This window comes from Micromonospora sp. NPDC005172, from assembly GCF_040608555.1.
In the GTDB taxonomy this organism is placed as follows: Bacteria; Actinomycetota; Actinomycetes; order Mycobacteriales; family Micromonosporaceae; genus Micromonospora.
The window spans coordinates 55,323-76,071 of the sequence record NZ_JBEXIL010000016.1 but is presented as its reverse complement, the minus strand read 5'-3'; the positions used below and the strand labels follow the sequence as shown (position 1 = coordinate 76,071).

Annotated in this window: 16 protein-coding genes; 7 read left to right on the top strand and 9 right to left on the bottom strand. The window is 73.0% G+C overall.

Going from position 1 to position 20,749, the window contains the following annotated elements:
- Positions 1-158: 158 nt before the first annotated feature.
- The 4 genes from secA2 to ABZV06_RS13855 all read right to left on the bottom strand — a co-directional run bounded on the left by secA2 (position 159) and on the right by ABZV06_RS13855 (position 6,432).
- Positions 159-2,450, bottom strand: coding sequence for an accessory Sec system translocase SecA2 (gene secA2, locus ABZV06_RS13870; RefSeq protein WP_355621374.1), 2,292 nt, complete (start codon positions 2,448-2,450; stop codon positions 159-161).
- 76 nt (positions 2,451-2,526) lie between these two features.
- On the bottom strand, positions 2,527-4,299 hold the full coding sequence (locus ABZV06_RS13865) for an ABC transporter ATP-binding protein (RefSeq protein ID WP_355621371.1): 1,773 nt from the start codon (positions 4,297-4,299) through the stop codon (positions 2,527-2,529).
- Between the two features lie 41 nt (positions 4,300-4,340).
- Positions 4,341-5,429, bottom strand: a complete 1,089-nt coding sequence (locus ABZV06_RS13860; protein WP_355621368.1) for a zinc-binding dehydrogenase — start codon at positions 5,427-5,429, stop codon at positions 4,341-4,343.
- Positions 5,422-6,432: a Gfo/Idh/MocA family oxidoreductase gene (locus ABZV06_RS13855; protein WP_355621365.1), complete on the bottom strand. Its 1,011-nt coding sequence runs from the start codon at positions 6,430-6,432 to the stop codon at positions 5,422-5,424. The genes ABZV06_RS13860 and ABZV06_RS13855 overlap by 8 nt, the downstream gene beginning before the upstream one ends.
- Positions 6,433-6,652: 220 nt before the next feature.
- Here ABZV06_RS13855 and ABZV06_RS13850 point away from each other — a divergent pair, with 220 nt between their 5' ends.
- From ABZV06_RS13850 to ctaD, 5 genes are all read left to right on the top strand, one after another.
- Complete coding sequence (locus ABZV06_RS13850) at positions 6,653-7,636, top strand: glucosyl-3-phosphoglycerate synthase (RefSeq protein ID WP_355233696.1); 984 nt, start codon at positions 6,653-6,655, stop codon at positions 7,634-7,636.
- A 43-nt stretch (positions 7,637-7,679) separates the two neighbouring features.
- On the top strand, positions 7,680-8,837 hold the full coding sequence (locus tag ABZV06_RS13845) for a glycosyltransferase (protein WP_355621362.1): 1,158 nt from the start codon (positions 7,680-7,682) through the stop codon (positions 8,835-8,837).
- 89 nt (positions 8,838-8,926) lie between these two features.
- Positions 8,927-9,385 (top strand): DUF4383 domain-containing protein, encoded by a 459-nt coding sequence (locus tag ABZV06_RS13840; protein ID WP_355233318.1) that lies wholly within the window; start codon positions 8,927-8,929, stop codon positions 9,383-9,385.
- A 111-nt stretch (positions 9,386-9,496) separates the two neighbouring features.
- Positions 9,497-10,225 carry an STAS domain-containing protein gene (locus tag ABZV06_RS13835; RefSeq protein WP_355621360.1) on the top strand — a complete coding sequence of 243 codons (729 nt, stop codon included), beginning with the start codon at positions 9,497-9,499 and terminating at the stop codon, positions 10,223-10,225.
- 124 nt (positions 10,226-10,349) lie between these two features.
- Complete coding sequence (gene ctaD / locus ABZV06_RS13830) at positions 10,350-12,341, top strand: cytochrome c oxidase subunit I (protein WP_355233314.1); 1,992 nt, start codon at positions 10,350-10,352, stop codon at positions 12,339-12,341.
- Between the two features lie 65 nt (positions 12,342-12,406).
- Here ctaD and ABZV06_RS13825 read toward each other — a convergent pair whose 3' ends face one another.
- Both ABZV06_RS13825 and ABZV06_RS13820 read right to left on the bottom strand, forming a co-directional pair.
- Entirely contained in the window at positions 12,407-13,555 is a 1,149-nt protein-coding gene (locus ABZV06_RS13825; RefSeq protein ID WP_355233312.1) for a SigB/SigF/SigG family RNA polymerase sigma factor, read from the bottom strand.
- Between the two features lie 221 nt (positions 13,556-13,776).
- Positions 13,777-15,180 (bottom strand): hypothetical protein, encoded by a 1,404-nt coding sequence (locus ABZV06_RS13820; RefSeq protein ID WP_355233694.1) that lies wholly within the window; start codon positions 15,178-15,180, stop codon positions 13,777-13,779.
- Between the two features lie 185 nt (positions 15,181-15,365).
- Between ABZV06_RS13820 and ABZV06_RS13815 the strand changes: the two genes are divergently transcribed.
- Positions 15,366-15,596, top strand: coding sequence for a CDGSH iron-sulfur domain-containing protein (locus ABZV06_RS13815; RefSeq protein ID WP_355621357.1), 231 nt, complete (start codon positions 15,366-15,368; stop codon positions 15,594-15,596).
- Positions 15,597-15,932: 336 nt separating this feature from the next.
- Here ABZV06_RS13815 and ABZV06_RS13810 read toward each other — a convergent pair whose 3' ends face one another.
- Genes ABZV06_RS13810 through ABZV06_RS13800 form a run of 3 tightly spaced genes read right to left on the bottom strand, consistent with a single transcriptional unit; the run spans position 15,933 to position 19,990 of the window.
- A complete protein-coding gene (locus ABZV06_RS13810; protein ID WP_355621354.1) occupies positions 15,933-17,069 on the bottom strand; it encodes an iron-containing redox enzyme family protein in 1,137 nt (378 codons plus the stop codon).
- Between the two features lie 49 nt (positions 17,070-17,118).
- Complete coding sequence (locus ABZV06_RS13805; protein WP_355233306.1) at positions 17,119-18,873, bottom strand: thiamine pyrophosphate-binding protein; 1,755 nt, start codon at positions 18,871-18,873, stop codon at positions 17,119-17,121.
- A complete protein-coding gene (locus tag ABZV06_RS13800) occupies positions 18,866-19,990 on the bottom strand; it encodes a Vms1/Ankzf1 family peptidyl-tRNA hydrolase (RefSeq protein ID WP_355621351.1) in 1,125 nt (374 codons plus the stop codon). Before ABZV06_RS13800 ends, ABZV06_RS13805 begins: the two co-directional genes overlap by 8 nt.
- Before the next feature lie 142 nt (positions 19,991-20,132).
- Here ABZV06_RS13800 and ABZV06_RS13795 point away from each other — a divergent pair, with 142 nt between their 5' ends.
- On the top strand, positions 20,133-20,681 hold the full coding sequence (locus tag ABZV06_RS13795; RefSeq protein WP_355233692.1) for a hypothetical protein: 549 nt from the start codon (positions 20,133-20,135) through the stop codon (positions 20,679-20,681).
- Positions 20,682-20,749 lie beyond the last annotated feature (68 nt).

The following is a 20,749-nucleotide window of genomic DNA, read 5'->3' as shown; positions in this document are numbered from 1 at the left end:
ACCCTCGCGCGTATCCCGCCGACATCGTCACGTGTGCCATCGTCTGCTCTCTCCCGCTTGACCGACCCGCCCTACTACCCTCGCAAACCGGGATCGAAACGGCGCAAGGAGGGGCCTCTGCCTACCCGGAGGTAGCGGCAGAGGCCCCGCGAGCCAGGTCAGCGCGACGCGCCGCTGAGCCGCCGACCGATCGAGGCGATCAGCCGGTCGAGCTCCGAACCGAACGGGTTGTCGTGCACCAGGTACGTCCAGGTGGCCGTCGGACGCACCAGGGTGCCGTCCTCGGGCTGCCAATCCTCGTCGAACTCGGCCTCGGTGAACGTGGCGATGGTACGCGCCTCGATCTCCGGGACGAGGTTGTTGAACGCCGGCACCGCCGCGCGGTGGAACTCGTCCAGCGGGTCGAGACGCCCCAGGGCACGCAGGTGTACGCCCTCGCGGACCTCGGACAGCTCGGCCAGGTGCTCGGCCCAGAGCCGGTCCAGGTGGAACAGCGCGATCGACCGGGCTGCCCGGGCGAGCAGGTCCTCGTCCATCTCGCCGGCCTTCTCGGGCATCTTGTCCAGCAGCATCAGCGCGGCCACGTCACTGGTCAGCAGCCGCTCCCGCCGTGCGGCGAGGGCGTTGCGCTGCTGCTCGATCACCACGCTGTAGCGCCAGGTGTTGCGGTGGATCTCGTGGTTGACGCCCTCGGCGACCCGCTGGGCGTGCTCGACCGCGTAGTCGACCTGCTCGTCGGTGACCAGGCCGTCCGCGTTCATCCGCGGCGACGGGGGCACCGCGTCGGCGGCGTGCCGCACGACCAGGTCGTCCTCCAGGCTGACGAAGAAGACCGAGCCGCCCGGGTCGCCCTGGCGGCCGGCGCGACCGCGCAGCTGGTCGTCGACGCGGCGGCTGTCGTGCCGGCCGCTGCCGATCACGTAGAGGCCACCCAGCTCGGCCACCCGGTCGCGATCGGTCTGGTCGCTGCCGCCGAGGCGGATGTCGACGCCCCGGCCGGCCATCTGGGTGGAGACCGTCACCGCGCCGTACGCGCCGGCCTCGGCGATGATCGCCGCTTCCTCGTCGTCGTTCTTGGCGTTCAGCACCACGCAGGACACGCCGGCCGCGTTGAGGCCGGCGGCCAGCGCCTCGGACTCCTTGACGTCCAGGGTGCCGACCAGCACCGGCCGCCCGGCGTCGTGGCAGCGGCGGATCTCGTCGATCAGCGCCTCGTCCTTCTCGGCGCGGGTGGCGTAGATCCGGTCCTGCTCGTCCTCGCGGACGCACGGGGTGTTCGGCGGGATCACCGCGACCTCGAGGTTGAAGAACTCCCGCAACTGGTCGCCGACGAGCACCGCGGTGGCGGTCATGCCGCACACCTTCGGGTAGAGCGCGATGAACGCCTGCACGGCGATGGTGCCCAGCACCTCGCCCTCGGCGGTGGCGTCCAGGCCCTCCTTGGCCTCGACCGCGGCCTGGAGCCCGTCGGGCCAGCGGCGGCGCTGGGCCACCCGGCCGCGCATCTCGTCGATCAGCTCGACGGAGCCGTCCCGGACGATGTAATCCACGTCCCGGTGCAGCAGGGTCTGGGCGTGCAACGCCACGTGGACCGCGGAGAGCTGCTCGACGTGCTCCTCGTCGTACAGGTCGATGCCGAGCTTGGCCTCGACGGCGGCCAGGCCGGCGGAGGTAAACGCCACGCTGCGCCCGTCCTCGGCGATCGTGTAGTGCCGGCCCTTGCGCAGGCCGCGCACCAGCCCGGCGGCGGCGTGCACCGGGTCCTGCTCGCCCGGCACCGCGCCGGCGAGGACCATCGGCACCCGGGCCTCGTCGATCATGATCGAGTCGGCCTCGTCGATGATCGCGGTGGTCAGCACCGGCTGCACGCGGTCGGCCACGTCGGTGACGAGCTGGTCGCGCAGGTAATCGAAGCCCGCCTCGCTGACCGAGACGTAGGTGACGTCGCAGGAGTACGCGTCGCGCCGCTCCTGCGGGGTGGACGCCTCGTTGACCCAGCCGACGGTCAGGCCGAGCAGCCGGTAGACGGGCTCCATCCACTGGGCGTCACGGCGGGCCAGGTAGTCGTTGACGGTGAGCACGTGCACCGGCCCGTTGCCGAGCCGGACGTGCCCGTACGCGGCGATGGTGGCGGTCAGGGTCTTGCCCTCACCGGTGGCCATCTCGGCGACCTTGCCGGAGAGCAGCGCCATCGCGCCGAGCAGCTGCACGTCGTACGGCCGCTGGTCGAGGCCCCGGCGGGCGGCCTCGCGGCCGACGGCGCAGATCTCCTCGTAGCCGGTGGCGGCACCGGCGGCCTCGGTCAGCTCGGCGTCGTCCAGCGCCGCGAGGTCATCCTCGCGCGCCTCGATCGCCGGCAGCAGCTTCTCCAGCGGAGCAAGATCCACGGTTGATCCCGGGCGCTGGAGGAAACGCCGGAACTTGCTCTTGAACCGTTGCGACACACCCATGAGCGGCAACGGTACGCGATTCTGGCCCGACACGGGCGGCCCGGCCGCCCGGCAAGTTGGCCCCGCCGGGGCTCGGTCAGGCGACCAGCAGTTGGTGGGCCGCCAACTCCCGGTAGAGCGGGTCGGTGGCGGTCAGCTCGGCGTGGGTGCCCACGGCCACCACCCGGCCGCCGTCGAGGACGACGATCTGGTCGGCGTCCACCACGGTGGCGAGTCGGTGCGCCACGATCAACAGCGTCCGGCGGACGGCCACCGCGTCGATGGCGCGGCGCAGCGCGGCCTCGTTGCGCGCGTCGAGGTTGCTGGTCGGTTCGTCCAGCAGCAGGACCGGCGGGCCGGCCAGCAGCGCCCGCCCGATGGCCAGCCGCTGCCGCTCGCCGCCGGAGAGCAGCACCCCGCCCTCCCCCACCTGCACGTCGAGGCCCTGCGGGGTGCGCTCGACCAGGTGGGCCAGGTTGACCTCGTCGAGCACCTCGCGCAGCCGGTCGTCGGTGGCGTCGGGGGCCGTGATCAGCAGGTTCTCGCGCAGCGTGCCGGCGAGCACGGGGGCCTCCTGCTCCACGTAGCCGAGCCGGGCCCGCAGCGCGTCGCGGGGCAACTCCCGCACGTCGACGCCGTCCACCCGGACCGCGCCGGCGCTCACCTCGTAGAAGCGTTCGACCAGGGCCAGCAACGTCGACTTGCCGGCGCCCGACGGGCCGACCAGGGCGGTACGGGTGCCGGCCGGCACCGCGAAGCTGACGTCGTCCAGCACCGGCGCGCCGCCCGGGTAGCCGAACCCGACCCGGTCGAACTCGATCATCGGCGCGGGCTGGCGCGGGGTCGTCGTGGCGGTCGTCGGCGCGTCCGCCGCGCCCTCCGCCGGGACGGCCAGGATCTCCTCGATCCGCTGCAACGCGCCCAGGCCGGACTGCAACTGGGTGTACGCGCGCAGCACCTGTCCCAGGGGTAGCGCCAGGAGGAACAGGTACATGACGAAGGCGACCAGGTCGCCGACGGAGATCGCCCCGGCGGCGACCCGGGCCCCGCCGATCCCGAGCACCAGCAGGAACGCTCCCTGCACGGTGACCGAGCCGATCGGACCGATGAGCGCCTGCACCCGGGCGACCCGCAGCCCCGCCGCGTACGCCTCGTGGGCGCTGGCCGCGACGGCATCGGCCTCGCGCGTCTCGGCCCGGCTGGCCCGGATGGTCCGGGCCCCCGAGATGGCCCGCTCCACCGCCGACGTCATCTCGCCGATCCGCTCCTGGGCGAGGCGGGCCAGCGCCCGGACCCGGCGGGCGAAGGTGGCCGCGAAGCCCAGCCCGAGCGCCACCCCGAGCAGGGTGACGCCGAACAGGAGCGGGTCGAGCAGCACCATCGCGGTGCCCGCGCCGACCACCATCACGGACCCGGTGACCGTCTCGAACAGGCCGGAGGTGACCACCGCCCGCAGCAGGGTGGTGTCCGAGCCCACCCGGGAGAGCAGGTCGCCGGTGCGCCGCTTGTCGTACTCGGCGATGGGTAGCCGCAGCAGGTGGGTCGCCAGCCGTCGCCGAGTGCCCAGCACCAGCCCTTCGGCGGTGCGTTGCAGCAGGTAGTCGCGCAGTCCGCCGATCGCCGCGGCGAGCACCACGAGCCCCACCAGCATCGCCACCAGCGCCGACACCGGATGCTCGGCGCCGATCCGGTCGAGCACCGACCGGGTGAGCAGCGGCTGGGCCAGGGACACCGCCGATCCGAGCAGCGACAGCACGCCCACCACGACGAGGGTGCTCCGGTGCTCCCGCAGGTACGGCAGCAGCGCGGTCAGACCGACCGGTCGGCTCTCGGTCGTGCTGTCGACCGGCCGCTCCCTCGTGGTGCTCATGGGGCGAACGGTAGCCGGCCGGGTCACCCCGTGCGGGCGCCTCAGGGGGCAAGGACCACCTGTAGCTCCTGCCGGCGGCGCTCGGCCAGGTCGGTGAGCAGAGTGGGCGCCTCGTCGAAGGGCACCACCGCCGAGACGAGGTGCTTGCGGATCGCGTCCCCGTAGGCCCGCAGGAGGTCGATGGTCTCGGCGGAGAGCCGTTCGCGGTCCCAGGTGGGCGCGAGCCCGCGCGGCACCCGCCCGATCTGGGCGCAGCGCAGGGCCAGCCCGTTGTGGTGGAACTCCTCGCCGAGCCGGACCTCGTCCGCACCGCCCTGATAGAAGGCCAGGTCGATGACGGTGCCCTGGGGGCGCAGCAACCGCAGCGCGAGCTGCAACGCCCACGCCTGCCCCCGGCACTGGAACACCACGTCGGCGCCCCGGTCACCGGCGACGTGCGCCCACCGGGTCTTGAGCATTACGGCCGGGTCGTCCGCGTCCGGGTCGAGGGTCTCCAGACCGAGCGCGTCGGCGACCTGGCGGCGCTGCGGGGTGGGGTCGAGCACCACCACCGAGGCGGCGCCGTGTCGCCGGGCCAGCAGCGCGGTCAGCAGGCCCACCACCCCGGCGCCGACCACCGCGACCCGCCGGCCGCGTACGCCGTCGCCGAGCGAGCGGACGTCCGCGCCGTTCAGGTCGGCGGCGGCGTGCAGCAGGCCGTTGGCGCAGATCGGACCCATGTGCGCGACGTAGACGCCGAGCAGCGGGTCCAGGTCCTCGGGCAGCGGCACGAACCGCTCGGCGACCGGGTCGGCCAGCCAGCCCGTGCGATGCCCGTACGTCATCGCGCCGACAGCCCCGACGGCGACCGCCGGGGTGGCGCTCTCCACGACACGGCCCACCTGCATGTAACCGAGCCGGGTCACCGGGTACGGGGTGCTCGCCGCGCCGGGTTCGAAGAGCCCCAGGTCGGCGTTCCAGGTGACGTTCAGGTAGGGGTTCGTGCCCTTGACGTAGCTCAGCTCGGTGCCGGCGGAGACGCCGCTGAACAGCGTCTCGACGCGGAAGGTGCCGGGTCGCAGCGCTGCGGCGTCCTGCTCGACGAGTTCCACCCGACCGGGGGCGGTGACCGCGACCACCCGATCACGCATCGACGGTCACCCCGGTGCTCAGCGCGTCCGAGTCGACGGGCGTGGTGAGTCGGATCGTCCGGCCACTGCGGGCCGAGTCGGCCACCGCCAGGGCCAGCCGCTGGGTGTTCAGCGCCTCGGCGTACGGGACGCGCACGTCGTCGCCGACACCGCGGACCGCGTCGACGAACGCGCGGTCCACCGCCACCCGGGCGGCCTCCGGATCGGCGGGAACGTGCCGCTCACCGTCGGAGTCGCGGATCAACAGACCGTCCTCGCCCAGCGACAGGGCCAGCCCGTCGGCGAGGATCTCCAGGCCGGCACGGTGCTTCCAGCCCAGCACACAGGCCGCGCTGAGGGTGCCGACCGCGCCGCTGGCGAAGCGCAGCGTGGCGGTGGTCACCGAGTCGATGTCGGCGCCGTCGACGGGCGGTGGCGTGCCGTTGCCGTACGCGGTGACCTCGGTCACCTCGCCGGCCAGCACCCGGATGAGGTCCAGCACGTGGGCGGCCTGCTCGACGACCGGACCGCCGGAGCGGTCCCGCCGCGCCCACCAGGCGACCGGCGGCACCTTGTCCAGCCATGCGCCGCTGACCATCCGCACCGGACGGTCGGCGAGCAGGTCACGAGCCTGGTCGAGCACGCTCAGGTAGCGCCAGTGGTGCCCGACGGCGGTGCGCAGCCCTCGCCGGGCGACGAGGTCGGCGATGCGCTCGGCCGTGCCCAGGTCGACGGCGACGGGCTTCTCCACGAACATCGGAACTCCGGCGTCGACCACGGCCTCCTCGGCGGGCCCGTGCGCGAAGGGCGGCACGCACACGTACACCGCGTCGGGGGCGGCGGCCAGCAGCTCGGCGACATCACCGAAGTGCTGCCCCCCGTGCTCCGCGACCAGCGCGGACGCCGCCTCCGGCACCACGTCGGTCACCCCGACGAATTCGACGTCCTCGAATCCGGACAGCACCCGTGCGTGGCGCTGTGCCACCCCGCCGGCCCCTACCAGGCCCACCCGGCATCTCACCATCACAACCTCTTCCGAGAACGTTTCGACTCCGATGGGAGCAGTCCCCTCAGCTGCGCGCAATCAAACGTTCATCCCCCGGGAACGCACCGATGTCACCGTCGTGATCAAGCTGTTGCCCTGGGAACGGTTAGCGCGTGGTGGCGAGTGGGAACTACAGGCCTGCTTATTCCACGCACGAACGGAGGGGGTGCCCGTGCGGGATACGACCGTGTCACCGGTAGTGGAGGCGTGGGCCACGTACCGGACCACGTCGGCGGCGGACTGGCCGACGCGCCGGCTGCTCCGAGCCAAGAGGGGAAGCCGGGTCAGCGTGGTGCTGCCGGCGCGCAACGAGGAGGCGACGGTCGGCGCGATCGTGTCGACCATCCGGGAGCATCTGATGGACCGGGTGCCTCTCGTCGACGAGTTGATCGTGGTGGATTCACGGTCGACCGACCGCACCGCGCAGGTGGCTCGGGCCGCCGGCGCGGAGGTGGTCAGCCAGGACGCGATGACCCGGGATCTGCCCCGGCTCACCGGCAAGGGCGACGCGCTCTGGGCAGGACTCGCCGCCGCCGAGGGGGACGTGGTGGCGTTCGTCGACGCCGACCTGCGGGAGTTCCGTCCGCACTTCATCACCGGCCTGCTCGGGCCGCTGCTCACCGACCCGTCGGTGGACTTCGTGAAGGGCTTCTATCACCGGCCCCTGGTGGGGACCGCCACTGTGGAACAGGACGGCGGTGGGCGGGTGACCGAGCTGATGGCTCGACCGCTGCTCAACCTGTTCTGGCCCGAGCTGGCCGGTTTCGTGCAGCCGCTCGCCGGCGAGTACGCCGGCCGCCGCGACGTGCTGTCCCGGGTGCCGTTCGTCTCCGGGTACGGCGTGGAGACCGCCATGATGATCGACCTGCTGGACCTGGTCGGTCTGGACGCGCTGGCGCAGGTCGACCTGGGCGAGCGCAAGCACCGTCACCAGGACACGGCGGCTCTGGGCCGGATGTCCGCGCAGATCATGCTGACCGCGTGGTCCCGGTTGCAGAAGCGCGGCTGGGCGACCCCCGGCCTGATGCCGGAGGCGCTGCTGACCCAGTTCCGCCGGGGTGGCTCCGACGCGCTGCCGAACCTCGACCGGGAGATCGTGGTCAGCGACGTCTCCATCGACGAGCGACCGCCGCTGGCCGAACTGCGCCACCGGGTCCCCCGCCGACGGGTGGCCGCGGCGTGAGGGCCGTGGCGCGCCGGCTGGGCGTCGTACGGAAGGACCACCGATGAGCCTCACCGTGCTGATGAACGCCGGCCCGTGGCTGTCGGTGCCCCCACCGGGGTACGGCGGCATCGAGAACGTGATCGCCACCCTGGTGCCGGAACTGCGGCGGCTCGGCGTGCGGGTGGTCCTCGCCTCGGTGGAGTCCAGCGACCTGCCGGTGGACGAGAAGATGTCGGTCTTCGCCGACGGGCAGTTCGCCGCGCTGCAACGGCCGTACAACCAGGTCTGCGGCATCGCACAGGCGCACTTGGCCGGGGTGGTCCGCGAGTTGCGCTCCCGCGACGACATCGACCTGGTGCACGACCACGTGGAGGCGGTCGGGCTGGCCACCCTCACCGCGATGGGGCCGTCCGGGCCACCTGTCCTGCACACCCTGCACTGGGACCTGGCCAAGCACCCCGCGCTGTACGGCAACCTGGACGGCGGCGACCGGGTCCGGGTCAACGGAGTCTCGGCGTCCCAGCTCGCCCGGGCGCCACTGGCGCTGCGCGAGCACTCGGTGGGTCACGTGCACCTGTCCACGCCGCTCGCCGTGGACGCCGACCGGCAGCCGGGACCGAGCAAGGGCGAGCACCTGCTCATCCTCGGTCGGATCAACCCCGGCAAGGGGCAGGACGTCGGCGCGCGGCTCGCGCAGCGGATCGGCGTACCGCTGGTGCTGGCCGGTCCCGTGGGTCCCTACCACCGCCCGGCCGACCTCGCCGCCGCGGGTGACGAGGCCCGGCAGAACCCGGACGTGCGGTTCTTCCTCGACGAGGTGGCGCCGCACGTCGACGGCGACCTCGTGCGCTGGATCGGCACCGTGGCCGGGCAGGAGCGCGACGACCTGCTGGCCACCGCCCGCGCGTCGCTGTTCCCGCTGCGCTGGGAGGAGCCCGGCGGCACGGCCGTGGTCGAGTCGCTGGCCCTGGGAACGCCGGTGGTGGCCACCGCCCGGGGTTGCCTGCCCGAGTTGATCGAGCACGGTCGTACCGGCCTGCTCACCGTCGACGAGGACGAGCTGGCCGATCTGGTGCTGGCCGCCGACCTGCTCGACCCGCAGGAGTGCCGACGGGCGGCCGCGCAGCGGTTCACGCCCGCGGTGATGGCCCAGCGCTACGTCGAGCTGTACCAGCGGGTCCGCGACCTGTCCGCCGCGCCCCGCCTGCAACCGGTCTGAGCCACAGCCCGTCGCCGCCAGCGCGTTTGCCGCCGGCGGCGACGGGTAGGCGCACCGCTCACGCCTGCCGCGCAGCGAGGGAGCCGGTGATGGTCGGACCGATGGCGCACTCCCGGGCGCGGGCCAACCCGGCCGACGGCAAGCCTCCGGTACGCCGGGCGGCGAGCGCCGCGTCCGTACTGTTCCTCCTGGTCGGTGTGCTCGGATTCGTCCCCGGGATCACCAGTGGCACGGACGACCTGCGCTTCGCCGGGCACTCCTCGGGCGCGTTCCTGTTCGGCGCCTTTCAGGTGTCGGTGCTGCACAACCTCGTACACCTGCTGTTCGGGGTCGTCGGCCTGGCGCTGGCGCGGACCGTCGGCGGCGCGCGGACCTTCCTCGTCGGCGGCGGCGCGGTCTACCTGGCGCTCTGGCTGTACGGCCTGGCGGTTGACCACGACACCGGCGCGAACGTGCTGCCGGTCAACCCCGCCGACGACTGGCTGCATCTCGGCCTGGGCCTCGGTCTGATCGCGCTGGGTCTGCTGACCGCGCGACCCCGGCGCTGACCTGCCGGATCAGGGTGATCCCCGTCGCGCCGAGCGATCGATCCGGTTTGGCGCCGTGGGGCCCCGGGTAGTTGGCAGGTCCCGACCGACCAGCGAATCGAGGGCGCGCGGATGGTAAGCCGGATCACCTGCGAGGTGCGCGAGTCCGCGCCGGTGGCGGTCGTCCGGCTCACCGGCGCCCTGGACCTGGGCACCATGCGCTCGGTGCACCAGGCACTGGACGGCGCACTGGCCGCCCAGCCCGAGGCGTTGGTGGTCGACCTCGCGCAGGTGATCGTGCGGGACCGGCTCGCGCTGTCGGTCTTCGCGGCGACGGCCCGACGTGCCGAGGAGTGGCCGGCCGTGCCAGTGGTGTTGTGCGCGCCGCCGCCGGCCGCCGCCGCGTGGCTGGCCGAGTCGACGACGTGCCGGGTGGTCCCGGTCTCGCGGGACTGCGCGGAGGCGACGAGGGTGGCCGGCGCGGAGGGCGCGCTGCGGATCCGGGCCCGGTTGGAGCCGGTGGCGGAGGCCTGCCGGCGGGCCCGGGAGCTGGTCGGTGACGCGTGCGCCCGGTGGAACCTGCCCGACGCGGCCGGCCCGGCCGCGCTCGTGCTGACCGAGTTGGTCGGCAACGTGGTCCGGCACGTGGGCACCCCCATGCAGGTGACGGTGACCCTGCGTCGGCCGTACCTGCACCTGGCCGTGGTGGACGACAGCCCGGCGACGGCCGAACTCGCCGGCCTGGACCTGCGGGCCGAGGGCGGTCGCGGACTGCTCCTGGTGCGCGAGCTGGCGCAGCGGTGGGGCAGCGTCCCGGCGGGCCAGGGCAAGGCCATCTGGGCGATACTGCCGGCGGCCTGACGACTCGGGGCGCTTCGACGGGTACCGGCGATCTGACCGAAATTACCGCTTAAGCCTGGTTACATGGTGCGAGGGTCGGGTAGGCACGCCCGTCCTTTCCGCCGTCACGACGGGGTGAGCAGCCATGCCCAAGCGGGTAACCACGGAACCCGTTCGCGATCGGGGCCCGGCGATCCTGGCACCGGCCCGCTTCGGGGGCTTCCCCGGATCCCTGCGGACGCCGGTCCCCGGCAATTCCCTGATCAAGTTCCTCGCCACCACCGACCACAAGCAGATCGGTCTGCTGTACCTGCTGACCTCCTTCGGATTCTTCCTGGTGGCCGGTCTGCAGGCGATGGTGATGCGCGCCGAATTGGCCCGACCGGGCCTGCAGTTCCTCTCCTCCGAGCAGTACAACCAGCTCTTCACCTCGCACGGCGCGGTGATGCTCCTGCTGTTCGCCACGCCCGCCGCCTTCGGATTCGCCAACTTCATCGTGCCGATCCAGATCGGCGCGCCGGACGTGTCGTTCCCCCGGCTCAACGCGCTGGCCTACTGGCTGTACCTGTTCGGTGGGCTCATGGTCATCGGCGGGTTCATCACGCCGGGCGGCTCGGCGGACTTCGGCTGGACCGCGTACAGCCCGCTCAGCGACGTGGACCACAGCCCCGGCGTGGGCGCGAACATGTGGGTGCTCGGCCTGGTCATCTCCGGCCTGGGCACCATCCTCGGCGCGGTCAACCTGATCACCACGATCCTCACCCTGCGCGCGCCCGGCATGACCCTGTTCCGGATGCCGATCTTCACCTGGAACATGCTGTTCACCAGCGTGCTCGTGATCCTCGTGTTCCCGCTGCTGGCCGCCGCGCTGCTGGCGCTCTCCGCCGACCGGCTGGTCAACGCGCACGTCTACGACCCCGCCACCGGCGGGCCGATGCTCTGGCAGCACCTGTTCTGGTTCTTCGGTCATCCCGAGGTCTACATCATCGCGTTGCCGTTCTTCGGCATCATCACCGAGATCATCCCGGTGTTCTCCCGCAAACCGCTGTTCGGCTACACCGGGATCGTGCTGGCCACCATCGCCATCACCGTGCTGTCCATGACGGTGTGGGCGCACCACATGTTCGCCACCGGCCAGGTGCTGTTGCCGTTCTTCAGCATCCTGAGCTACCTGATCGCGGTGCCCACCGGCGTGAAGTTCTTCAACTGGATCGGCACCATGTGGAAGGGGCAACTCACCTTCGAGACGCCGATGCTGTTCGCCATCGGCTTCCTGGTCACCTTCCTCCTCGGTGGCCTCACCGGGGTGCTGCTGGCCAGCCCGCCGGCCGACTTCCACACCCACGACAGCTACTTCGTGGTGGCGCACTTCCACTACGTCGTGTTCGGCACGGTCGTCTTCGCGCTCTTCGGCGGCTACTACTTCTGGTGGCCCAAGATGACCGGGCGGCTGCTCGACGAGCGGCTCGGCAAGGCGCACTTCTGGACGATGTTCATCGGCTTCCACGGCACCTTCCTGGTGCACCACTGGCTGGGCGCCGAGGGCATGCCCCGCCGGTACGCCGACTACCTGCCCACCGACGGCTTCACCACGCTGAACACCATCTCCAGCATCTTCGCCTTCATCCTCGGCCTGTCCACGCTGTTCTTCATCTACAACGCCTGGAAGTCCTGGCGGTACGGGGCGATGGTCACGGTGGACGACCCGTGGGGCTTCGGCAACTCCCTCGAGTGGGCGACCACGTGCCCGCCACCGCTGCGCAACTTCGACAAGATGCCCCGCATCCGCTCGGAGCGTCCGGCGTTCGACCTGAAGTACGGCCCCCTCGTCGCCGACCTGGGCCGCGACCTGCCGCAACGCACGACGAAGCCGCCGCAGCACTTCGGCGACGAGATCCACCTGGAACACCACGCGCCGGAGTCGCCCGCCGCCGAGGGCGCGCACGGTGCCACGGAAGCCGCCAAATACCAGCCGGCCCCCGAGTCCGGCGCCCGGCCGGTGGACGTGCCCGAGCCCGAGGGCGTGCGCCGACCGAGCTTCGAGCAGAGCGACGCGCCGAAGGACGCGCAGGACGCGCCGAAGCCGCACGAACGCTGGCGGCACCCGCACGGCGAGGACGAGGGCGAAAAGCACTGAGCGTCGGTACGCGTCAAAGGGGCCCACACCGCGAGGGTGTGGGCCCCTTCGTGGTCGTCGGCCGGTCAGTCCCTGGTGGGCGACAGCCCGGCGGCGGTGATCGAGCGGCGCACCGCCGGCTGCACCCGGGTCAGCCGCAGCGGCACACCGGTGCGCTCCGCCGCCTCCCGCCCCGCCACGAGCGCGGCGATCCCGCCGGCGTCGAAGCCGCCCGCGCCGACCAGGTCGACGACGACCTCCCTCGGCTGGCCCGTCACGGCCTCCAGCATCGCTCGGCGCAACTGGTCCGCCCCGTCGCGGTCCACCTCTCCGCCGACCTCGACGACCACCCGGTCGCCGTTCTGCCGTACCGAGATGCGGGTCTTGCCCGGGTCCGGTTCGGCGGCGCCGTTCTGCCAGGGCGGCGGAGCGTCCGCGAGCATGGCCTGCCGCAACCAGGTCAGCGCCCGCGACAGCAGTCGGGACACGTGCATCTGGGAGATGCCGAAGCGGGCGGCGATCTCCGCCTGGGTCTGGTTGCCGTAGAAGCGCATGGCGAGAATGCGGCGCTCGCGCCAGGGCAGCCGGTGCAGCAGACCGCTCACCGTCACCCGGTCGTCGACCGATTCCAGGGCGTTGTCCGATTCGCCGACCAGGTCACCGAACTCCGCCGAACTCTCACCGCCCACCGGCGCGTTCAGCGACGCCGGACTGTAGCCGGCCGCCGACTCCAACGCCGCCAGGATCTCCTCCTCCGGCGTCTCCAGCCGGGCCGACAGCTCGGCCACCGACGGTGCCCGGGACAGCTCGCTGGTCAACGCCGCGGTGGCCTGTCCCACCTCGAGGATCAGGTCGCGCAGCCGTCGGGGCACGTGCACGCCCCAGGTGCGGTCCCGGAAGTGGCGCTTGATCTCCCCGACGATGGTGATCGCCGCGTACGCGGTGAACGAACCCCGTTCCGGGTCGTACCGGTCGACGGCGTTGACCAGGCCGAGCCGGGCCACCTGCTCCAGGTCCTCCAGCGGTTCGCCCCGCCCCCGGTACCGGCGGGCCAGCCGGCCGGCGAACGGCAGCGCGAACCGGACCAGGTCGTCCCGTGCCTCCTGTCGCCGCTCCGGCGGCAGCCCTTCGATCCGGGCCGCGTACGCCAGCGCCGCCGCGTCGAGGTCCTCGAGACCGCGCTCGGTGGGTGGTGGTGTGGTCGTGGTCGTGGTCGTGCTCGTCTGTCCGAACATCCGCGCCTCCCTCAGGAAGGTCCCCCGCCCGGATCGGGAAACCGGTCGTGCGCGTGGTCGAGCCACGCACCGGGCCGGAAAGTGGGTCAGTGACTGGGATGCCAGCGGGCGACAACATCTCTACGCAGCGCGATAAGTTCGTCGCAGCCAGCGATGTTCCCGCTCCGTAGGTACTCAATCACGAGACCCCGGGTTCGCGAGGAAGTTTCGGCGTCCTCCCCTCAGGAGACGAGCAACCCCTGGTGGCCGCCGGTGTCACGGAGCACCGACAGTGCCTCGGCGACCCCCAGCGGGGGCGGCGCGGGCAGGTCGTACGGCTGCGCCCGCAGCACCTCGGTGGCCCGGCGCGTCGGCACCGACGTCACCGGGTAGCCCCGCGCGGAGGTCCGGTCCAGCGCCCGCCGCCGCCGTCCGAAGCCGGCGACCGCCAACCACTGCGGAAGGCCCGCCAGGGCGGGCGAGCGCATGCCGGGCGGCTCGGGCAGGACGTCCACCGAGCTGAAGGCCTCGCTGCCGGCCAGCCACCACTCGGCCTCGTCCACGCTGCGGCGGGTCGCGTTCTCACACCAGTACGGCACGAGCCCCGCACGCACCACCTGCCACGGATCGAGCAGCCGGCCGCATTCGACCACCAACCGGTCACCGGTCTTGCCGGCGGCTCGCAGCCAGCGCCGGTAGAGGTCGGCCACAGCGGCGCTCAACGCCGCCGGCCGGGGCACCAGTATCCGGCGCACCGGGTGTCCGTGACGGGCCGCGAAGTCCTGCGCGGCGTCCTCGAAGCCGGGGTCCATGCCGTGCTCCGCGTCGCCCGACGGCACCGACACCTCCGGCGGCGCCCACCGGGCGGCGTCCCCGCCCATCGCGCGCAGCACCTGCCGCAGGGCGTGACTGTCGGGGTGGAAGTCCACCGGGTCCAGCCCGCTGGCCGGGCAGCCGACCTGGAAGCTGTGCCCCGGGCCACGTTCCAGCACCGGCCAGGTACGCGCGTCACGCACCAGCAGAACCGGAGCGTCGGCGCTCAGCCGGTCGCCCAGGAACTGCGCGTACGCGGCCGGCAGCGCCCGCCAGCGGGCGGCCAACGACACCGTCACGCCGGTCAGAGGCCCCCGGCTGGCCGGGCAGTGCACCTGACGCACGTGCACGTCGGGGTTGCCGGCGAGCAGTCGCTCGGCGAGAGAGTGCCCGTGTTCCAGCGCCTCGCGGGGACGGTCCACGGCCCCGTCGCTCCAGTGCGCGGTCATCTCGAAGCCGACGGGCAACCACGGCACGCCGAGGGCCACCGCGAGGTGTGCCGCCGCCCCGTGCGGCGAGCCGATGACCACACCGGGGTAGCTCCGGCGCGGGTACTGGTCAACGAACCAACGGGCCACCCGGGCGGCGTCCACCTCACCGACCTGGTCGGCGGTGAGGGCAACCCGGCCGGCGGCCCGCGTCGCCGCGGCCCGGCGTACCGGCTCGGGCGCCGCCGGGAACCGCGAGATCGGCCCGGTCTGTCCGAGGTCGGCGCAGTCCACGCCACGCAGCGCCCGGGCGGTGGCGGCGACCAGCACACGGGCGGCGCTGCCCTGAGCCACGACCCGGTCGCCGGCCAGACCGGCGCCATCGGCCGTGAGCCCCTTGCGCACCTTGTGCACCGGCCCCACCTTGCCTCGTTCGCTCACCACGCGGCCCGGCTTCCCGTCCCGATGGGGTTCAAACGGGGCATCACCCACCCGGCGGCACAATCCGCCTGGTCAGCAGGGTGCGCGGGTCATCACCGGCGATCGGTCGCGCAGGTTTCACCGGGGCTGCGGCGGGCACATCCGGGCCCATGCGCACCGACGACACCAGCGAGCCCGCTGCCGCCACGATCACCCCGTACGAGGACGGTCCGCTGCTCGTCCGGGGCGACTTCGAGCTGGTGACCCCGGACGGCGAGCGGATTGACGCCCGCCGGGGCACGGTGGCGCTCTGCCGCTGCGGCAAGTCGGCCCTCAAGCCGTTCTGCGACGGCACCCACAAGGCGATCAACTTCCGCGCGGGCACCAACCGCGAGGGGTGAGCCGACGCCGTCGAACCCTGCCACGAGCGCGGCGGCCCTCCCACCGACCAACGACGGGCGCGGCGGCCTCGACGGGGCCCCACCAGGTCCGCTCCCTTTGCTCTGCTTCAACGGACGCAACACGGACGGCCCGTCACTGTCGCCTCGGTTGAAGCAGAGCAAAGGACGAAGGCGCACCGGCCCGACCCCCCGGCACCGCCGACGACCCGGTGACCCGGTGACCCGATGACCCGATGACCCGATGACCTCAGTGTTGCCTCGGTGGAAGCAGAGCGAAGGACAACAGCGCACCGCGTGGACCCCGGGCGGTCCAGCGGCTGCGCCGAGCCTTCCGGGTCAGACGAGCGCGATCGGCTCCCGCGCAACCACCGGGGCCGCGGCGGCCACCGCGCTCGACCCGACGAGCGGGACGGTGGGCGGTGGGGTCGGCGGCGCCGGCAGGGCGGGTGCTCGCAGCGAGCTGTGGCCGGCGGCCCACCTGTCCAGCAGGTGACCCGCGAAGAGCCGGTCGACCGCGAGGGCCGCCGCCGCGCCGAAGAGCACGTCGGGGGCGAGCGCCGGCTCGGTCCGGACCAGGCCGCCGCACAGGTCGTGCGCGGCGATCTGCTCGTGCACCGCGTCGGCCTCCACGTGCTCGTCGTAGAAGCGGGTGGCCACCTCGTCCAGGCCGAGGCGGCGCAGCCCGTTGCCGTAGCGGCGGTTCGGCAGGGACGAGGTCATCTCGAAGGCCGCCAGGTGCCCGAGCAGCGCCCCACGCAGCCGTCGGTGCAGCCCGAACAGCGACATCAGGTTGTTGGTCGCCAGCGTCACGGCGGGCACCGCGTCGAGGTACGCCCCGTAGCCGGTGTCCATGCCCAGCCGGTCGAGGGTGCGCCGGAACAGCTCCGCGTGCATCCGGTCCAGCCGACCGTTGCCGTACTCGTCGGTCTGGATCTCCACCAGGGCGGCTTTCGCGGGGCCGCCGAGGCGCGGCAACGCCCAGCTGTGCGGGTCCGCCTCCCGCAGGTGGTAGACGGAGCGGTGGGCGACGAACTCGCGGAACTGGGTGAGGTCGGCGCGCCGTTGGAGCGTGGCGGCCAAGGGTGGTCCGTCGTCGGCCGCGACCAGCTCGGCCAGCCCGACCGCGACGCCTCCGGTCGGCACTGCCCGCACATCGGCCAGCCGGCGCAGCGCCTCCTCGAAGGGTCGTTCGGCGCGGGCCCGCAGGGCCAGCAGGGTGGGCTGCCACTCCCAGCTCTCGTCGACGCCCTGCCAGCCCCGGTAGTGCAGCTCGTAGCAGAGGAACAGGGTCAACTGGAGGTCCTCGTCGGTGAGCGCCCCCGCCGGGTCGGCATCGAGGTCGACGCGGAGGCCGAGGTCCGACGGCAGGTCGTGCGGCGCACGGCGCAGCGCGTCGGTCAGCGCCGCCGACAACGGGCCGCGCGGCTGCGGCAGGGGCGCGGGACCGTAGGGACGGTCAGCGGGCTCCGGCATGTGTCCTCCAGCGTCGTCGGGCCGCTACTGATGCCCTGGCGGCACCTGCCTAAACGAGATCCTCCACGGCCACGGCCAGTTCGACCTGCTCGCGGACGCGCCGGGCCGGTTCCCCCTCGTCGTACAGGCCACGCAGGTCGGCGAAGGCGGGCTCCGGCGGTGCCAGCGACACCGACGGGTCGACGACCGCCTCCAGGACGCAGGGACGGTCCGCGGCAAGCGCCTCGTCCCAGGCCGCGCCCACCAGCTCCGGGCGGTCCACCCGGACGCCGTGCAGCCCGAGCAGCCGGGCCCAGCCCGCGTACGGCACGTCGGGGCGACGCCGCATCGGGTCCGTCGACGGCTCCCGTCCACCGCCCATGCCGTTGTGGTCACGGTTGTTGAGTACGAGCACCACCAACCGTGGATCGGCCCAGTCCTGCCAGTGGTGCGACACCGTGATCAGCTCGGCGAGACCGTTGAGCTGCATGGCCCCATCGCCGAGCAGCGCGACCACCGGCGCGTCGGGCGCGGCGAGCTTGGCGGCCACCGCGTACGGCAGGGCGCAGCCCATCGAGCCGAGCGTGCCGCACAGCTGGGCGTTCACTCCGGGCGGCAGGACGAGGTGCCGGGCGTACCAGTAGAGGACCGAGCCGACGTCGACCGCGACCGACCCGGCGTGCGGCACCCGCGTGGACAGTTCCTGGAGCACGAGCTGGGGGTTGATCGGTTCGGCCGGCGCGGCGGCCCGATCGGCTGCGGTGGCACGCCAACGGTCGACAGCGCTCTCCACCGTCGCCCGCCACTGCTCGTGGGGCCGGGCGGGCACCCGGGCCAGCAGGGCCCGCAGCGTCTCGGTGGCGTCACCGACCAGCGGCACGTCGGCCGGATACCGGCTGCCGATGCGGGTGCCGTCGATGTCGATCTGCACCGTACGGGCCTGGTCCGGCATCGGGAAGTAGTCGGTCCACGGGTCGTTCGTGCCGACCAGCAGCAGCGTGTCGCACCCGCCCATCAGCTCGGCCGCCGCGGGTGTGCCGACCTCGCCGAGCACCCCGGCGTGGAACGGCAGTCGCTCGTCCAGGATCGGTTTGCCCAGCAGCGACGTCGCCACCCCGGCGCCGAGCCGGTCGGCCAGCTCGACGATCTCGGCGGCGGCGCCCCGGCCGCCCTGGCCCACCAGGATCGCCGTCCGCTGACCGTTGCCGAGCACCTGTGCGGCGGCGTCGAGGTCCGCCTCGTGGGGCAGCACCCGGGCCAGCGGCTCACCGGGAGTCGCCGTGATCACGCCCGCCGCGTGCGTGCCCAGGTCGGGCACCAGGGACTCCTGCAGATCCCGGGGCAGCACCACGCAGGTCGGACTGCGGGTCGCGGCCGCGGTGCGGAACGCCTGGTCGAGCAGCGCGGGTACCGACCGGGGACTGCGGCCGTACTGGACGAACTGGTTGCACACGTCGCCGAAGAGCCGGCTCAACCCGATCTGCTGGTGCGCGCCGCCGAGCGGCCCGGTGATGTCCTCACCGACGATCGCCACGACCGGCTTGCTGTCGAGCTTGGCGTCGTACAGGCCGTTGAGCAGTTGCACCGCGCTCGGTCCCTGGGTGGCCAGGCAGACCCCGATGCCGCCGGTGAACTTGGCGTGCCCGGTGGCCATGAACGAGGCGGTCTCCTCGTGCCGGGCCGGGACGAACGCCGGGTCGCCCCCGGAGCGTTCCAGCGCCTCGATCAGCGGGGCGATCGCCTCGCCGGGGTAGCCGAAGACGCGCGGGATCCGCCAGGCCCGCAGCCGGTCGACCACCAGGTCCGCGACACGGCGCTCAGCCATTGCCGCGTCCCGGGGTGCCCTCGTCGACGTAGCGCAGGACCGCGCCGACGCCGTCGGTGAGCTGCGGCGCCTCGTCCGCGCCGAGCACCGTCAGCGCCGCGTCGGTGCCGACCAGCGCCCGGACCAGCGCCGCGTCGGCGCGTACCCGCTGCGGGTCGCCGACCGACATCGCGCTCAGCTCGGCCGGGTCGACGGCGATCTCGGTCGGCTCGGGGCCGATCCACAGCTCCCCGTTGGCGGACGGGTCGTCGACGATGAGCATCGTGTCGACCTGGTTGCGTTGCAGGGCCGACACGACCGCGTCGAGGCCGGCGCCGACGTCCTGCTGCACGCCGAACCGGTCGAGCGCGGCAGTGATCCGCTGGTCGGCGACCTCCGCGATGGTCTGCACTGTCAGGTCGTCCAGCATCGTCTGGTCGGCGCCGCCGGCCCGGGACCCCGCGTCCGTGCGGACGACCAGGTCCTGCCAGCGCTCCGGCATCTGGGCGGCGATCATCCCGGTGGCCCGGACGTCACCGGCCACCACCACGACGTCGGCGCCGACCCGGTCGGCCAGCTCCACGGTGGCGGCGGTGACGTCGCCGGCGTTCTGGTGCCACGCCTCCATGGCGGCCCGTTGGTAGCGCGACTGGGACCACCCTCCGGGCTGGACGCGGCGCAGCGGGAAGCTCTCCCGGCCGGCCACGTGCGCCCGTCGGGGCACCCCGCCCGCGCTGACCGCCACGGCGTCGCCCCCGGTGCGGTCGGCCACCACCCGGACCCACGCCACCTGTTCGCCGCGCTGGGCGAGCAGCGGCATGACGTGCGGCAACGGCCCGAAGCTCGCCAGGTCGCGCAGCGGTGGCGCGGACAGGTACTCGGAGAGCACCACCCGGCCGTGGCTCGCGAAGACCGCCAGGCCGTAGTCCCCGACCATGGGGTCGTGGCCCCGGATCACCCGGTCCAGCGCGGCGACGCTCGCCTCGTCCGCCCCCTGTTCGGCCAGGCGACGTTCCAGGGCGCGCCAGCGCAGGTCCAGCGCCGGGTGGGCGTCCTCCGTGTCCGCGGAGGCGTCCAGGTACACCGAGCACCACGGCCCGGGTCGGTCGTAGAGCGGGCGCAGGAAGGACAGCTGCATGCTCGACCCCTTTCCAGCTCGGCCCCCCGCTTACCCTCCTCTCCCGGGATGTCACCTCGCGGGCGTGAGCCCGTGACCAGGTTTCATTCACGTCGTTCAACCGAGGACATCGATACGATCAGTGAACACATGCGGACTCTCGGTGGTGGAGATGGACAGCGGACTCGATACCCGACGGATCGTGCACCCGACGGAGCGGATCGTCACCGGCCGGCTGGTCCGGCTGCTGGACGGCTACACCCGGGAGATACGCGTCGGCCAGCCGGTGCTGGTCGCGGTGCTCACCGCGGCCGCGTTCGCCCGCCTGCCAGCTCTGTTGCTGCGCGCACTGTTCTCCTTCGGCGGCGGTGGCACCCGTCGGCGCTGGAAGGAGCTGAAGCAGGGCCCGGAGTACCTGGTCACCCCGGTACGCCTGCGTAACACCGCCGGTCAGCTCTGCGAGGTGGAGTTGCACGGGCACCTGCCGCAGAGCGCCCTGCACCCGGCCGACCAGGTGCAGCTCACCCTTCGTCCGCAGCGCGACCCGGAGTTGCCGCCCCGTATCGAGCGGATCGTCAACCTGACCACCGGGCAGTTGCTGACCCCCCGTACGGCGACGCTCTGGTCGCATCTCGGCCCGCCGCTGCTGTTGCAGGCGACCCTGGGCGCGTTGTTGCTCGCCGGTGTGGTGGCCTGCTCGGCGCTGACCTGAGCCGTCCGCGCGGGCCGTGCGCGCACCGACCGGGGCTCGCGCCGACCACGCAGCGTGCGACAGGGGTC